The sequence below is a fragment of the Halomonas sp. A40-4 genome, from assembly GCF_015767635.1.
Classification (GTDB): domain Bacteria; phylum Pseudomonadota; class Gammaproteobacteria; order Pseudomonadales; family Halomonadaceae; genus Vreelandella; species Vreelandella janggokensis.
In genome coordinates this window covers 2782876-2796711 of the sequence record NZ_CP065230.1, presented here as the reverse complement: position 1 = coordinate 2796711, position 13836 = coordinate 2782876, and the positions used below count along the sequence as shown (strand labels likewise).

Annotated in this window: 16 protein-coding genes; 12 read left to right on the top strand and 4 right to left on the bottom strand. The window is 57.4% G+C overall.

Annotated features, from left to right (window positions below):
- Nucleotides 1-62: 62 nt before the first annotated feature.
- The 6 genes from IT895_RS13220 to IT895_RS13195 all read left to right on the top strand — a co-directional run bounded on the left by IT895_RS13220 (nt 63) and on the right by IT895_RS13195 (nt 5607).
- Nucleotides 63-1136 (top strand): TRAP transporter substrate-binding protein, encoded by a 1074-nt coding sequence (locus tag IT895_RS13220; RefSeq protein ID WP_199283712.1) that lies wholly within the window; start codon nt 63-65, stop codon nt 1134-1136.
- A gap of 69 nt (nt 1137-1205) precedes the next feature.
- A complete protein-coding gene (locus IT895_RS13215; RefSeq protein WP_199283711.1) occupies nt 1206-1799 on the top strand; it encodes a TRAP transporter small permease in 594 nt (197 codons plus the stop codon).
- 3 nt (nt 1800-1802) lie between these two features.
- Nucleotides 1803-3083 (top strand): TRAP transporter large permease, encoded by a 1281-nt coding sequence (locus IT895_RS13210; protein ID WP_066318705.1) that lies wholly within the window; start codon nt 1803-1805, stop codon nt 3081-3083.
- 14 nt (nt 3084-3097) lie between these two features.
- Complete coding sequence (locus IT895_RS13205) at nt 3098-3625, top strand: gluconokinase (protein ID WP_066318698.1); 528 nt, start codon at nt 3098-3100, stop codon at nt 3623-3625.
- Nucleotides 3626-3695: 70 nt separating this feature from the next.
- The gene (gntR, locus tag IT895_RS13200; RefSeq protein WP_199283710.1) at nt 3696-4691 is read left to right on the top strand and encodes a gluconate operon transcriptional repressor GntR; all 996 of its coding nucleotides are present in this window, start codon (nt 3696-3698) and stop codon (nt 4689-4691) included.
- A gap of 67 nt (nt 4692-4758) precedes the next feature.
- A complete protein-coding gene (locus tag IT895_RS13195; RefSeq protein ID WP_199283709.1) occupies nt 4759-5607 on the top strand; it encodes an MOSC domain-containing protein in 849 nt (282 codons plus the stop codon).
- Here IT895_RS13195 and IT895_RS13190 read toward each other — a convergent pair.
- Nucleotides 5561-6466 carry a DMT family transporter gene (locus IT895_RS13190; protein WP_085918978.1) on the bottom strand — a complete coding sequence of 302 codons (906 nt, stop codon included), beginning with the start codon at nt 6464-6466 and terminating at the stop codon, nt 5561-5563. The genes IT895_RS13195 and IT895_RS13190 overlap by 47 nt on opposite strands.
- Before the next feature lie 172 nt (nt 6467-6638).
- Here IT895_RS13190 and IT895_RS13185 point away from each other — a divergent pair, with 172 nt between their 5' ends.
- Nucleotides 6639-7061 carry an OsmC family protein gene (locus tag IT895_RS13185; protein ID WP_085918878.1) on the top strand — a complete coding sequence of 141 codons (423 nt, stop codon included), beginning with the start codon at nt 6639-6641 and terminating at the stop codon, nt 7059-7061.
- A gap of 114 nt (nt 7062-7175) precedes the next feature.
- On the opposite strand, the gene IT895_RS13180 is transcribed toward IT895_RS13185, so the two are convergent.
- A complete protein-coding gene (locus IT895_RS13180) occupies nt 7176-7832 on the bottom strand; it encodes a 2OG-Fe(II) oxygenase (protein WP_233337244.1) in 657 nt (218 codons plus the stop codon).
- 8 nt (nt 7833-7840) lie between these two features.
- The gene (locus tag IT895_RS13175; protein ID WP_085918880.1) at nt 7841-8491 is read right to left on the bottom strand and encodes a CoA pyrophosphatase; all 651 of its coding nucleotides are present in this window, start codon (nt 8489-8491) and stop codon (nt 7841-7843) included.
- 52 nt (nt 8492-8543) lie between these two features.
- Between IT895_RS13175 and IT895_RS13170 the strand changes: the two genes are divergently transcribed.
- Nucleotides 8544-9101: an NUDIX hydrolase gene (locus IT895_RS13170; RefSeq protein WP_085918881.1), complete on the top strand. Its 558-nt coding sequence runs from the start codon at nt 8544-8546 to the stop codon at nt 9099-9101.
- Between the two features lie 6 nt (nt 9102-9107).
- On the opposite strand, the gene IT895_RS13165 is transcribed toward IT895_RS13170, so the two are convergent.
- On the bottom strand, nt 9108-9419 hold the full coding sequence (locus tag IT895_RS13165; RefSeq protein WP_085918882.1) for an NGG1p interacting factor NIF3: 312 nt from the start codon (nt 9417-9419) through the stop codon (nt 9108-9110).
- Between the two features lie 128 nt (nt 9420-9547).
- Between IT895_RS13165 and IT895_RS13160 the strand changes: the two genes are divergently transcribed.
- The 4 genes from IT895_RS13160 to IT895_RS13145 all read left to right on the top strand — a co-directional run bounded on the left by IT895_RS13160 (nt 9548) and on the right by IT895_RS13145 (nt 13828).
- On the top strand, nt 9548-10513 hold the full coding sequence (locus IT895_RS13160; RefSeq protein WP_085918883.1) for a sugar-binding transcriptional regulator: 966 nt from the start codon (nt 9548-9550) through the stop codon (nt 10511-10513).
- Nucleotides 10514-10695: 182 nt separating this feature from the next.
- Nucleotides 10696-12015 carry an ABC transporter substrate-binding protein gene (locus IT895_RS13155; protein WP_085918884.1) on the top strand — a complete coding sequence of 440 codons (1320 nt, stop codon included), beginning with the start codon at nt 10696-10698 and terminating at the stop codon, nt 12013-12015.
- A gap of 64 nt (nt 12016-12079) precedes the next feature.
- Nucleotides 12080-12970, top strand: coding sequence for a carbohydrate ABC transporter permease (locus tag IT895_RS13150; protein ID WP_085918885.1), 891 nt, complete (start codon nt 12080-12082; stop codon nt 12968-12970).
- 30 nt (nt 12971-13000) lie between these two features.
- A complete protein-coding gene (locus IT895_RS13145; RefSeq protein WP_199283708.1) occupies nt 13001-13828 on the top strand; it encodes a carbohydrate ABC transporter permease in 828 nt (275 codons plus the stop codon).
- Nucleotides 13829-13836: the final 8 nt, after the last annotated feature.

The following is a 13836-nucleotide window of genomic DNA, read 5'->3' as shown; positions in this document are numbered from 1 at the left end:
GATGCCATTCATCCGCTATCAATCATCATTATCAACAACAATGATCTGTATGGAGATACGTCATGACTGCAATTTGGCGCAACACACTGACTCTGGTTGGCGCAACAACCCTGACACTGGGCATGGCCCATGCCCAAAGCCCCGAACTTTCCGATCCGCCTGAAATCGATGGCGATAAGGTGGGCGACCATGGCTCCCATACGCTGCGTATGGGTATCGGCCTATCGGAAAACTCGCCGCAGTACATTTCCAGCCAGTATTTCGGTGAGATTCTCGAAAAGCGCACCGATGGGCGTATCACCGTCAATGTCTTCCCCAACAGCCAGTTGGGTGACGACGTCCAGATGCTCGAAATGCTGCAAACCGGCACGCTGGACATGACCTACCCGTCCAGCTCTGCAGCCACGGGCTATGTTGAAGAACTCGCCGTGTTTGACCTGCCGTTTTTGCTGCCCAGCCGTGAAGCGGCGATTGAGGTCCTGCAAAGCGATGTGGCACTGGAACTGCTGGAAGGCTTTGAAGGTTCTGGCCTGAAGCCGCTGGCTTTTTCTGAGAATGGCTATCGCCAGCTTTCCAACAGCGCTCGTCCGGTTGAAACGCCGGAAGATGTTGCTGGCCTTGATGTGCGTGGCCTGAGCGTACGCACCATGGAAAACCCGGTGCATCTGGACATCTGGGAAACGCTGGGCGCCAACCCTACGCCCATGGCGTTTGGCGAGCTTTTCTCGGCGATGGAGCAAGGCGTTGTCGATGGCCAGGAAAACCCCTGGAGCACCATCCTGACGTCCAACTTTCACGAAGTTCAGGATTACGGTACCGAAACCCGTCACGTTTACACGCCGTTTATCATGATGCTTTCCGAACGCACCTGGGACAGCATGGCACCTGAGTACCAGGAGCTGGTGATGGAAGCGGCGCGTCAATCGGCCGAGTACGAAATTCAGCTGTCGGCGGAGTACGATACGTGGTCGCGGGAGCAGCTTGAAGAGCGTGGTATGCAAATCACTCGCCTCAATGACGAGCAGTTGGAAGCCTTCCAGGAAGCGGTGCAGCCGGTATACGAAGAGTGGGCGCCGCGCATTGGCGAAGAGCTGATTCAAGACATTCAAGCGATTGTCGACGACAGCACCGAATAACCCTCGCCTTTGTTGGTGATCGGGCAGGCCCATTGGCCTGCCCGAGTTGTCAGTATCTCCGGAGTTATCATGACCACTTCCCAGACGACTACGCTTGACGATCCCGTGATCGAAGATCCTTCGGTGTATCTGGATGATCCCAATCGCAAACAGTTAGAACTTCACACTGACACCGCCCAAGGCCCCGCTGTGTTTCGCTGGCTAACCCTGGGCATGGAGTATCTGATCGGCGCTATTCTGGTCGCGCTGATTGCGTCTGTTTCCTGCAATGTGGTGGGTCGTGCGGTGTTTAATCATTCGCTGCCCTGGGCGGATGAACTGGCGCGTATGCTCTTTATCTGGTTGGTGTTCATCGGGGCCGCAGCCGCCTTTGCGCGCTATGAACATATTGCGGTAGACGCCTTGGTACGCCGTCTGCCCATGCGTTTTGCCCATCTGCTTTATTTTATTCAGCATTTGATTATTACCGCCTTGATGGGCGTGATGTTAGTTGGCGGGTACCAAGTCATCGCGAACTCCAGTGGCCGCTCGGCGATTTTGAATGTGCCATTGAGTCTGTTGAGTTTGTCACTGGTGCTGTGCGTTTTATTTATCGCCGTGGTGTCGCTATGGCGGATGTGGGTGAGTCTTTGCATCATTCGCCAGCCAGAAAAGGGGGCCTGAGCCATGTTGTGGATTTTTCTGGGTATCTTATTGATTTCTATTGTGCTGGGCCTGCCGATTGCCTTTGGCTTAGGGGTTGCCGCGGTGGTAATGGCGGTGCTCTCGGATATTCCCCTGTCGATCATGATCGAGCAGTCGATTCGAGGAGTGAACAGCTTTCCGCTGCTGGCGATTCCCTTCTTCATTCTGGTGGGGGAGGTGATGAGCCAGGGGGGCATCGCACGTCGCCTGATGGAACTGGCCGGGGCGCTGGTCGGCTTTATGCGCGGTGGCCTGGGCCAGGTCGCGATCACCGGCTCTATGTTCTTTGGCGGTATCAGCGGTTCGGCAGTGGCCGATACGGCCGCCACAGGGGCCATGATGATCCCGTCGATGAAACAGCAGGGCTACACTGCCGCTAACGCCACGGCGATTAACACCGTGTCATCGGTAATCGGCATTATCATTCCGCCCTCCATTCCGCTGATTCTCTACGGCATTGTGACCGAAACCTCGATCAGCCGTCTGTTCATTGCCGGTATTGTCCCGGGGATGATGATCGGCTTTGCACTGATGGTGACCACTTTCATTCTGGCGAGTAAGCAGGGCGGTGGGGTGCGCAAGTTCCGTTGGGATGCCCTCTGGAAAGCCTTTAAAGATGCCTGGCTGGCGCTGGTACTTCCGGTCATTGTGATTGGCGGTATTATTGGCGGTATCTTTACGGCCACTGAAGCAGCCGTTGCCGCATTACTCTACGCGCTGGCGATTTCCCTGCTGGTGTATCGTGAGTTCAGCATCAAGGCATTGGGCGGCATGTTGATCCGCACGGCTCGTCTTACCGGTATGGTGATGATGCTGCTGGCGTTTGCCACCGTGATTGCCTGGTTCCTGACCATCAACATGGTCCCGCAAACCCTGGTGTCTCAAGTGCAGTCGATCACCCAGGATCCTTTCTTGCTATTGTTGATTGTGGCTGCTTTGCTGTTGGTGGTGGGCTTTGTGATGGATCTGACGCCTGCCATGGTGATCATGGCGCCGATGCTGGCACCCATTGTCACCTCCGTAGGGGTGGATGAGGTCTACTTCGGCGTGCTGATGGCCTTTATTCTCGGGGTTGGCCTGCTGACACCGCCGGTTGGCACCTGTCTGTATGTAGGGTGCGGGGTCGGTAAGGTATCCATGGAGTCATTAGTGCGTGCGATGCTGCCGTATTATGCCGCGCTACTGGTGGTGCTGGTAATATTGATCGCCTTTCCGGGCGTGGTCACCTGGTTACCGGATCTCACCGCTGTGCGCGGCAATTAAACAGGAGCGTCAGTATGGAAAGTGCTTCTCAGCGCATTCTGGTGATGGGCGTGTCCGGTTCGGGTAAGTCTCATATTGGACAGGCGTTGGCGGCCTCCCTGGGGGCGACCTTCATAGACGGCGATGATCATCATTCACCCGCCAATGTGGCCAAGATGGCCAGCGGAACCCCGCTTGACGATGATGATCGCCGGGAATGGCTGGACACGCTTGCTGGCCTGTTTGCCGAGTACTACCGAGCGGACCGCTCGGTAGTGATTGCCTGTTCGGGCCTTAAAAAACGCTACCGTGACCGCCTGCGCGTGGGAGATCCGGGGCTGCGTATACTCTACCTGGAAGGCAGCCGTGATCTTCTGCATGAGCGGCTCACTACACGGGCGGGTCACTTTTTCAAGGGCGATACAATGCTGGCAAGCCAGTTGGCCGACCTGGAACCTCCGGATCCGTCAGAGGCGGTTAGCCTCTCGATTGCGTTAAACCCTCATCAGATTGTGCACGAATTTATCGCGACACTGTCTGCATCGGCCAGGCCCCCCTACTAAGCGGGCATCGTCTTCGGGCCAAGGTTTCGTTAGGCTAAGGCCCCTGACATCTGTTGTAGAAGGCCTTCGATTGAAAAAAAAGCGACCCACCTTGCAGGATATCGCGGATCGCGTTGGCGCCACCAAGATGACGGTGAGCCGCTGCCTGCGCGATCCTGAAACGGTGTCTGAAGGCTTGCGCGAGCGCATCTTTTCGACGGCGGAAGACATCGGCTATATCCCCAACCGTGCGCCCGACTTGCTCTCCAGGGCCACTAGCCACTCGATAGGCGTGCTGGTGCCATCGCTCACTAACCAGGTGTTTGCTGACGTTATCGTCGGCATCGAAACCCTGACGGAACCCGCCGGCTACCATCTGATGCTGTCCCACTATGGCTATAGCCCCGAGCTTGAAGAGCGCAGCCTGGCGTCGTTGCTTTCCTACAATGTCGATGGCGTGATTCTCTCCGACCGGGATCATACCGACCGCAGCCTGCGGATGCTGGAAACCGCAGGCATCCCGATTGTTGAAATCATGGACACTCACCGTGCGCCACTTCAGCAGGCGGTGGGCTATGACAACGTCCGTGCGGCTTTTGACATGGTCAGCGAGATGATTCGCCGCGGTCGGCGGCAGGTCATTTACCTGGCGGTGCGGCTTGACGAGCGTACCCGGCAGCGCGAGCAGGGCTATCGCGATGCCATGGAGGCCCATGGCCTGCCGCCCGTGACGCTGTACAGCACTTTGCGCTCTTCGTATACCGTGGGGGCGTCGCTGCTCGAACAGATCATGTGCGAGTATCCCGGCGCCGATGGGGTCTTCTGTACCAATGATGACGTGGCAGTAGGGGCCTTTTTTGAATGCCAGCGGCGTGGCATCAAGGTTCCCGAACAAATGGCGATTGCCGGTTTTCACGGTCACGACGTTGGCCAGGCAATGACCCCTCGGCTCGCCAGTGTGATCACACCCCGCCAAGCTATCGGCAAGGCGGCTGCCCAGGCGCTGCTGGCACGTATCGAAGGCGCCCCGGTAACGCACAAGGTGGTCGATCTGGGCTACGCCATTGAAGCAGGTAGCACCCTGTGAACCCTTCACGTCTGGCGAAGCGGCAGGCAACTGGCTAAAGTAAGCGTTTTCTTTAAAGGGGGCCGCCATGAAGATTGTCCAGCTGAACGTTTACCCGGTTAAATCACTGCAGGGAATCACCCTGGAGCAAACCCGGCTACATGCGCATGGGCTTGCCTGGGATCGCCGCTGGATGCTGGTCGACGACCGGCAACGGTTTGTGACCCAGCGCCAGTTGCCCGCCCTGGCGACGATTGGCGTTGCACTGACCGACGACCACCTGGTGCTCTCACATCCCGACGTCGAGCCACTGAGCGTACCGCTGGCAGAGCCGGAAGGTAATCTACGCCTGGTTAGCGTCTGGGATGACCACTGCAAAGCGCTTCCGGAAGGCCCAGAGGTCACACAATGGCTCGAAGCCGCGCTCGGCGAGCAGGCCTGGGGGATGAGCCTGGTGCGCTTTGCCACCGAATTTACCCGTGCCGTCGAAGAGGATTTTCTGGATGGCGGGGCGGCGCATACCTATTTTTCCGACGGTTACCCCTTTTTATTGACCACCACCGGCTCGCTCGACGCCTTGAACGATGCCTTGACCGCAGGTGGTCAAGCGCCGGTGCCGATGAGTCGCTTTCGCCCCAATGTGGTGATCGAGTGCGACCTACCCTGGGCGGAAGACCGCTGGGCCACGTTAAGTGAGTCCACGGGGACATTTCAGTTTACGCTGCGTAAACCCTGCCAGCGCTGCAAGATCACCACCATCGACCAGCAGACAGCTGCGGTTCCCGAGCCGGGTGAACCGCTGAAAACGCTGCTGTCGCTGAATACCCAGCCTGACTTGAAAGGCGCCCATTTTGGTCAGAATGCCACCTTGACCGGCGGAGACGGTGCGATTATCCGGGTGGGGGCGGCGCTTGAGGCAAGCGAGCGCGACGCCTGAAACGTAATAGGCGTGTGGCAATTGCGGTGCCCAGTAGCGTGATCAACATCCCTGCGATAATTTGCAGGCTGAGCGTCTCGCCCAGCAGCAGGTAGCCCCAAAGTAACGCGCTGACCGGCACCAGAAACGTGACGGTGGATGTTGCGGTGGCTCCGGCGCTGGCGAGCAAGCCGAAGTAAAGCAAAAAAGCCAGCGTGGTGCTTAGGATCGCCAGTGCCAAGGCGTTACCCCATGCCAGTGGAGATATAGACTCGCCTGGCCACAGTAGAATGCCCGGTATCAACAGCACGGTGGCCGACATCGCACAGCTACCGGCCGCCAGCACACGGCTGGGTAGATGGCTCAAGCGGGTTTTCGAATAGTTACCGGCAATGCCGTAGCAGAATGTCGCCCCCAACACCGCCAGGATAAACCAGCCGTCGCCGCCTACCGCGAAGTCGAGCCGATTGGCCGACAGCACATAAACACCTGCCAGGGCGAGTGCCAACCCGAGGTATTGCTGGCGGATGATCGGCGTGGCAAAGAAGAATGCCCCGATAAGCGCTGTAAAAATTGGCGTGGTGGCGTTGATCAGCGACGTGAACCCTGCTTCCAGGCGCGTCGTCGCCAGGGCCAGCAGTGAGAAAGGCAGCACGTGGTTGATAATGCCAAGTAACAGTAGCGGTCCCTTGTGCTGCCATATCAGATGCAAATAGCGGGCGCTGAGAAGAAACGGCAGTAACAGCAATGCACCTATCCCCATACGTACCAATATCAGCGGAATCGGACCAAACTCGGGTACGGCGACGCGCATAAAAATAAACGATAATCCCCAGAGAGAGGAAAGCAGCACTAATTTCAGCGCATCTGCCGACGACATGGCGAGTCCTTGCACAAAAGGGTTGGCATTGAGCCGACAGCTTACGACCGTCCTGGCGTCAATGGAACCTGGGCTGTCGGCAGAGCGGCAAAAATCAGCTACGCTGGTGAAGTGGCTGCCGTTACTGGCGGCTCCATCAATAACCTGACATTTGACGCGAAAGGAGCTATCCATGGATCGTAAAGCAAGCGCACGTTGGGAAGGTGGACTGAAAGATGGTCGTGGCCATGTTGCCACGGAAAGCGGCGTACTCGACGCCAGCTATTCATTCAAGAAGCGCTTTGAAGACGAAAAAGGCACCAACCCTGAAGAACTGATCGGCGCCGCCCACGCCAGCTGTTTTTCCATGGCCTTGTCGATGGTGTTGGGTGAAAAAGACCTAACCGCCACCTCTATCGAGACCAGCGCCAATGTGACGCTCTCTCAGAGCGACGCCGGGTTCGATATCTCGAAAATTCATCTGGACGTTGAAGCTCAGGTGGACGGTGCCGATGAGGCGACCTTTAAAGAAGCGGCAGAAACGGCCAAGGCCAATTGCCCGGTCTCCAAGGTGCTCAACGCCGAGATCAGTATGACGGCAAAGCTCAAACACTGAGTCTCCGCTGACAACGAACGGGTCAAGCTGATTGCTTGACCAATGTTGACTGTTTCAGATACTGACGCCCTGGCAATGGCCAGGGCGTTTTTTATTTTATGTTGGGTTTATGGCTTAGCGCGCCGGGTCGAGCACGCCCCCCATCGACGCATTGCGCCGGAACCAGCCGGCGATGCTGGCCCGTGGTTGTTGGGTGGGGAGCACTTCGTGGGGAATGGTGTCCGACATGAAACAGGCAAAGGTACCCGCTTCCGGTACCACTCGGGCTACTGCCTGGTCGGGTGCGTCGGGATGGTACAGAACCATTTCACCGCCGCCATCGGCAGGCCAGGCAGGGTTCAGGTAGCCTACCGTGGAGATCACGCGATTGGCTCGCCCGCGGAAGCTGTCCAGGTGGCGCTGGTAAAATGCCCCGGGCGGGTAGTGGGCAAAATGGGCTTCGTACTCGAACAATCCCAGGAACAGTGTCTGGTTGAGCACCTGCTGTAAATTTTCCATTGCCATTAAGTAGCGCCGCTGAGCGTCGCTTTCACGGTCGAGCCAGTGGATCGCGTCGCCACGAACGTCTTTGCGCAGGTGATGCTGTTTTCCTCGGCCGATACCCGCTTCATCCAAGGCGTTATGCGCGGCCATATGATGCAGCTCTTGATGAAGGGCATGGCACAGATCAAGGTCAATAACACCCCGGCCGACATACCAGCCTTGTTCAACCAGCGCATCCACCAGCTCTGCCTGGGCAGCTGATGACAGAACGGAAGGCGATAAATGCATGCTTGGGGTCATTCGTTGGTTCTCAAAGGTTTTGAATGCAAGGTCGGCGAGTTGCGTTCTGGGTAATGACGCAATGCACCGTCAGGACGCTGGTAAAGGTCGATCGGCATGTCAAAACCCTCGGCCAGCAGTTCCACCAGCATCATGGCAGACAGCCCCCAAATGATATGGCCGTCAACCTGGTAACTGGGCACGTAGTGGGCGACGCCATCGACGGTAATCACATCGGTATGCGTTCGCCGATCGTCCAGGAAATGGCTTAACGGCACTTCAAAAATAGCGTCCAGCTCACCGGGATCGGCCACCAGCGGCAGGTCGGGCGGAATAATCCCCACCCAGGGCGTTACCCGGATACCGTGCAGCGAGATGACATCGGATAATCGGCCCAGTGCCGTGACGTGCCCTGGGTCGAGGGCAACCTCTTCCTGGGCCTCGCGCAGCGCCGTGGCGTAAAGGTCGTGGTCGTACGGCTCGCGCATACCGCCGGGGAAAGCCACCTGGCCACTGTGGGTACTGAGGTGGCGGGCGCGCCGGGTAAACAGCAGGGTCGGGGCCGGGCGCTCGACAATAGGCAGCAAAACAGCCGCCTCGGGCAAGCCAGCGTGGTCTAGCCGTTGAGGGGAGAGTTGTTGCAGCCGATTGCGAAGTGTCTCTAACATGTAGCATCCATAAGCGTTGTTATCTTTTCCCAGCAGCCGTAGAGAAATCGCAATGAACTTTTGCAGCCAGTGTGGCAATACCGTCCGTTTTGCCGTTCCTGAAGGCGATGATCGCCCGCGCTATCTTTGCGATACTTGCGGCACCATCCATTACCAGAACCCTCGCATTGTGGCAGGGACGCTACCCGTGAGCGGTACCAAGGTATTGCTATGCAAACGCGCCATTTCCCCGCGTAGAGGGTACTGGACCCTGCCGGCCGGCTATATGGAAAACGCCGAAACCACCGAACAGGCCGCCACTCGCGAAACCCGTGAAGAAGCCTGCGCTGAGGTGGCGCTGGCCAATCTCTACACGCTGATCGATTTACCGCATATCAACCAAGTTTATATGATTTTTCGGGCGGAACTTACCGGTGGCTTCAACGCCGGACCGGAAAGCCTTGAGGTGGCGCTATTCGAGGAACACGAAATCCCCTGGGATGAGCTGGCGTTTCCCACCATTGAGCAAACGCTCCGACACTTCTATGCCGATCGCGTGCGTCACGAATATCCGCTGCATATCAGCGCCATCAATCCTGAGGATCGTGAGCGCTACGCCGGTAGTGCCTGAGAGGCCCTAGAGATCGGCCAGTGCCCAGACATCATAGGCAACTTCTTCATAGGGATGCGCCAGTTTTAACGCAGCGATAGCGGCTTGAATATGGTCGTCGTCGCAAACCAGTTCAACCTTCAGCTCGTCCACGAACTCAAGCTCGCCGACCTTGCCAATATGCGGGTCTGCTCCGTTAAGCGGGCGGAACTGACCCGTACCCCGGGTCTGGAAACAGCAGGCCTCGTAATCGCCGATGCGCCCCGCGCCGGTTTCAAACACGGCTTCCTTGACGCTTTCTGCTTCCTCAACGGGGACAAAAAATGCCAGCTTATACATGGGTTAACGCCTCCTGATTCCACCATGATGTAGGGTTGCGCTATCGTCATATTAGCGAACAGGCGACTTCTGGTCTTCCCGTTGACTTTGTATGATGCAATTTAATCACCTGGGTAGCGAGCCAGCGAATGGATAAATTTGAGGTAAAAATAGATCAGGCGGCCAGAGCCGCCTGGATGTCCTACGTCGGCGGCATGACGCAGGATGACATTGCCACTCAATTGGGCGTCTCAAGGCCGGGAGTGCAGCGACTGTTGGCTCTCGCCCGGCAGGAAGGCCTGGTAAAGGTGCATATCGATCACCCGATTTCCACCTGCATGGCATTGGGCAGTGCACTGCGCGAGCGCTTTGGATTGGCTTACTGTGATGTGGTGCCCGCTGACAGCCATGCCCCTGAAAGTGCTGCTTACTATCTGGCAGTGGCCGGGGCGGAACGGCTTTCCCGGCTCGTTGAGCGTAGCGAACCGCTGACGTTGTCATTGGGCACCGGCCGCTCGGTACGCGCGGCGGTGGAGGCGCTGAGCCGCGTTGAGCGTCCTCAGCACCGTTTCGTCTCGCTGGTGGGCAATGTCGCTCGGGATGGCTCGGCGAACCGCTATGACGCGGTGATGGTGCTGGCCGATAAAACCGGTGGCGAACGCTTCTTGCTGCCCGCCCCGGTAGTGGCCGAGTCACTCGATGAGAAACAGGCCATGCTGTCGCAGCGCCTGTTCAAGGCGATTGCCGATGTGGCTAGAGAGTCCGAGGCGGCCTTTATTGGTGTGGGCCGTATCGATCGGCAAGCGACATTGTTTCAGGATCATTTTATCAGTGAAGATGAGCTTGATGAGCTGCTTGGCCTGGAGGCCGTCGGCGAATTGCTGGGCTGGCCGCTCAATCGTCAGGGGGAGGTGATCGACTGCTCGATTACCCGCCGGGTCACAAGCCTGCCCCTTGAGCGCTTTGGCAAACACATGATGGTGGCCATGGCGGGCGGGCGTGACAAAGCCCCTGCCATTCATGCGGCTCTGAAGGGGGGCTGGTTGAAAGGCTTGATTACCGATGAGATAGCGGCTCGGCACATTGTCAATACGGAAGAATTGGGAGCCCTCTGAGATAGGTATGTGGCGGCGCAACATGCTGTTTTGCTGATTCATTAGCGTAAAGTCTAAGTGCCGGGGCTTTGCTTTTTTTTGGCTTTCGTACGATCATTTGATCGATTATTGATCAATGAGATCAGATTGAGAGAAAACATCTGGCGAAAACAATGCCAACACAAAGCCAACAGGAGTGCCTTATGCAACTTGCACGTTACTTACCCCTTACTAGTCTGGCGGCGGCCATTGCCTTCGCTGGTCAGGCCCAGGCCGAAACCGAACTGACCGTTGCAACGGTGAACAACAACGACATGGTCATCATGCAAAGCCTCACCGATGCATTCGAGAAGGCGCATCCTGACATCACCCTGGATTGGGTGGTGTTGGAGGAAAACGTGCTGCGTCAGCGCATGACGACGGATATCGCCACCGGTGGTGGGCAGTTCGATGTGATGACCATTGGCACCTATGAAGTACCGATCTGGGCTGAACGCGGCTGGCTGTCACCGCTTGACAACCTGCCCGACGACTACAATGAAGACGACCTGTTGACCTCTGTCCGCGATGGTCTGAGTCATGACGACACGCTCCATGCGCTGCCGTTTTATGCCGAAAGCTCGATGATGTACTACCGCAAGGACCTGTTCGAGGAAGCGGGCATCGAGATGACCGATCAACCCACCTGGGAAGAGGTTCGCGAATGGGCCGGTAAGCTGCACGGTATGGAAGAAGACCTGGCCGGCATTTGCCTGCGTGGCAAGCCAGGCTGGGGCGAAAACATGGCCTTCGTATCCACCTTGGTCAACACCTTTGGCGGTCGCTGGTTTGACGAGGACTGGAATCCTGAGCTTAATTCCGACGCCTGGGTTGAGGCGGTTCAATTCTATGTTGACCTGCTTAACGATTACGGCCCACCCGGGGCAAGTTCCAACGGCTTTAATGAAAACCTGGCGCTGTTCTCGCGTGGTAATTGCGGTATGTGGGTCGATGCCACCTCCGCGGCTGGCAAACTCTACGACGGCGATGAGTCCGACGTGGCCGACAGCCTAGGCTTTGCACCTGCGCCGATTGCCGAAACGCCGAAAGGCTCGCACTGGTTGTGGTCCTGGGCGCTAGCCATCCCTGCGTCTTCTGAAAATCAGGACGCCGCGCGTGAGTTTATTACCTGGGCGACTTCGCAAGCGTATGTCGAACTTGTCGGTGAAACCGAAGGCTGGACCAGCGTACCTCCCGGCACGCGTGAATCCACCTACGCAGACGAGCGCTATATCGAAGCAGCCCCGTTTGCCGATTTCGTGCTGAAGGCGATTCAGGATGCTGATCCCACCGACTCGACGCTCGAACCCAATCCCTACATTGGCGTGCAGTTCGTCGGCATTCCGGAGTTCCAGTCGATTGGTACCCGAGTCGGCCAAAGCATCGCGGCGGCGCTAACCGGTGATAGCACGGTGGAAGAGGCGCTCGATACTGCCCAGCGCGCCACCGAGCGCACCATGCAGCGAGCAGGTTACTTAGACTAACGCGGTTAACGCCTGGGCCTTCGAGCCCAGGCGTTTTTCCTTGCGCCTTCTGGCAGGTACTTCCATGAATACGAAACGTACTTCCGGCCGCACCGTCGGCGGGCTGAGAACGCTGTCGCTTCAAGCACCCGCTGTCACGCTACTGCTGCTTTGGATGGTTGTGCCGTTGGGCATGACGATCTGGTTTTCGCTGCAGCGCTATAACCTGTTGATGCCGGAGATGACCGGCTTTGCCGGATTCGAGAACTATCAGTATCTACTGACCGATCCGTCGCTCTGGGCGGCGATGGGCAATACCCTGCTGTTGGTGGGGTGGGTACTGGTGATTACCGTGGTCGGCGGTACGCTGCTGGCCGTGCTGTTTCAGCAGGAGTTTGCCGGGCGGGGCATTGCCCGCGTGCTGGCGATTTCACCGTTTTTTGTCATGCCCACCGTCAGTGCTTTGGTGTGGAAAAACATGATGATGCACCCATCCAATGGGGTGCTGGCCTGGCTGGCTGAGTCGTTTGGCTTGCCCGCATTGGATTGGTTTTCATCGCTACCGCTGACCTCAATCGTGATTATTGTGGCCTGGCAGTGGACACCGTTCGCGCTACTGATCCTGCTGACGGCGATGCAGTCGCTGGACGAAGATCAGGTCGAAGCCGCCCGCATGGATGGCGCGGGGCCGGTCGCCATTTTCTTCTTTATCACGCTGCCGCACCTCAAGCGCGCCATCAGCGTGGTGGTCATGATCGAGATGATTTTTCTGCTGACCATCTTCGCGGAAATTTTTGTCACCACCTCCGGCGGGCCTGGGCTTGCCACGACCAACCTGGCCTATCTGATTTATATCCGTGCGCTATTGGATTTCGATGTCGGCACTGCCTCCGCCGGTGGGGTGATCGCGATCATTCTCGCCAATATCGTCGCTATCTTCCTGGTCCGCATGGTCGCCAAAAACCTGGAAGAGTAACCGGCACGTAAGTGTCCTGGGAGTCTTGTGATGACAAGCTTACGTTCCATTAACAGCAAAAAACTGCTGCTGACGGTCTTTGGCTGGTCGGTGGCCTTGGTGATTTTCTTCCCCATCCTGTGGATGGTTCTGACAGGCTTTAAAACCGAGACAGCGGCGATTGCCGACCCGTCGTTTATTTTTTCGCCTACCCTCGAGAGCTATCAAGCGGTTCAGGAGCGGTCGGGCTATACACGCTTCGCGCTTAACAGCGTCGTGGTGGCCTTTGGCTCGACGCTACTGGCCTTGTTGATCGCGATTCCTTCGGCATATTCGATGGCGTTTTTGCCGACCAAGCGTACCAAAGGCACCTTGCTGTGGATGCTATCCACCAAGATGCTGCCACCTGTTGGTGTACTGGTGCCGATTTATCTGATCTTCCGCGATGTTGGGCTGCTGGATACCCGCACCGGACTGATCATCATCTATACGCTGATGAACCTGCCGATTGTGGTGTGGATGCTTTACACCTTCTTCAAGGACATGCCCAAGGACATCCTCGAAGCTGGCCGCATGGACGGCGCCACGACGTTCCAGGAGGTGTTCTTTCTGCTTTTGCCGCTGACCCTGCCGGGCATCGCGTCGACAGGCTTGCTGTCGGTCATCCTGAGCTGGAATGAAGCGTTCTGGAGCCTCAATCTCACGTCGTCCAAAGCGGCGCCGCTGACCGCCTATATCGCCTCGTTTTCAAGCCCCGAGGGGCTGTTCTGGGCCAAGTTATCAGCGGCCTCCACGATGGCGATTGCGCCCATTCTAATCCTCGGCTGGATGACCCAGAAGCAAATGGTGCGCGGCCTGACCTTTGGTGCCGTCAAGTAAAGGAGTTT

Bases quoted from the DNA above. Each gene is read 5' to 3' on its own strand.
- IT895_RS13220 (WP_199283712.1), top strand. From the start codon at position 63: ATGACTGCAATTTGGCGCAACACACTGACTCTGGTTGGCGCAACAACC.
- IT895_RS13215 (WP_199283711.1), top strand. From the start codon at position 1,206: ATGACCACTTCCCAGACGACTACGCTTGACGATCCCGTGATCGAAGAT.
- IT895_RS13210 (WP_066318705.1), top strand. From the start codon at position 1,803: ATGTTGTGGATTTTTCTGGGTATCTTATTGATTTCTATTGTGCTGGGC.
- IT895_RS13205 (WP_066318698.1), top strand. From the start codon at position 3,098: ATGGAAAGTGCTTCTCAGCGCATTCTGGTGATGGGCGTGTCCGGTTCG.
- IT895_RS13195 (WP_199283709.1), top strand. From the start codon at position 4,759: ATGAAGATTGTCCAGCTGAACGTTTACCCGGTTAAATCACTGCAGGGA.
- IT895_RS13190 (WP_085918978.1), bottom strand. From the start codon at position 6,466: ATGTCGTCGGCAGATGCGCTGAAATTAGTGCTGCTTTCCTCTCTCTGG.
- IT895_RS13185 (WP_085918878.1), top strand. From the start codon at position 6,639: ATGGATCGTAAAGCAAGCGCACGTTGGGAAGGTGGACTGAAAGATGGT.
- IT895_RS13180 (WP_233337244.1), bottom strand. From the start codon at position 7,832: ATGCATTTATCGCCTTCCGTTCTGTCATCAGCTGCCCAGGCAGAGCTG.
- IT895_RS13175 (WP_085918880.1), bottom strand. From the start codon at position 8,491: ATGTTAGAGACACTTCGCAATCGGCTGCAACAACTCTCCCCTCAACGG.
- IT895_RS13170 (WP_085918881.1), top strand. From the start codon at position 8,544: ATGAACTTTTGCAGCCAGTGTGGCAATACCGTCCGTTTTGCCGTTCCT.
- IT895_RS13165 (WP_085918882.1), bottom strand. From the start codon at position 9,419: ATGTATAAGCTGGCATTTTTTGTCCCCGTTGAGGAAGCAGAAAGCGTC.
- IT895_RS13160 (WP_085918883.1), top strand. From the start codon at position 9,548: ATGGATAAATTTGAGGTAAAAATAGATCAGGCGGCCAGAGCCGCCTGG.
- IT895_RS13155 (WP_085918884.1), top strand. From the start codon at position 10,696: ATGCAACTTGCACGTTACTTACCCCTTACTAGTCTGGCGGCGGCCATT.
- IT895_RS13150 (WP_085918885.1), top strand. From the start codon at position 12,080: ATGAATACGAAACGTACTTCCGGCCGCACCGTCGGCGGGCTGAGAACG.
- IT895_RS13145 (WP_199283708.1), top strand. From the start codon at position 13,001: ATGACAAGCTTACGTTCCATTAACAGCAAAAAACTGCTGCTGACGGTC.